Genomic DNA, 324 nt, shown 5'->3' with positions numbered 1-324 from the left:
TCGGCAAGCAGTAATTCTGCTCTAGAGTTAGTAACAGGTGAGTTTACGGCTTTGCTTGATAATGATGATGTTCTAGCTCCATTTGCCCTACAAGAGGTTATAAATACAATAAATTCAAACAAGAATATTGATTTGATATATAGTGATGAAGATAAAATACAGGATGGACTTAGATGCTTTCCATTCTTTAAACGCAAATACAGTAAACATTTGTTATATCACATTAATTTCGTTTGTCACTTTGCAGTATATCGGACATCCCTAATTAAAAGTATAAATGGCTTTCGAGTAGGATATGAAGGAGTGCAGGATTGGGATCTTGCG

The 324-nt window shown here is 34.6% G+C and carries 1 protein-coding gene; it reads left to right on the top strand.

The window, feature by feature from the left end:
* Positions 1-324, top strand: a 324-nt coding sequence (locus tag ACNPNW_RS06470; protein WP_448766776.1) for a glycosyltransferase, incomplete at both ends; no start/stop codon positions are given.

This window comes from Acinetobacter endophylla (assembly GCF_053543775.1).
Note: the sequence above shows the minus strand (reverse complement) of the source record. Positions and strands in the feature narration are given on the sequence as shown.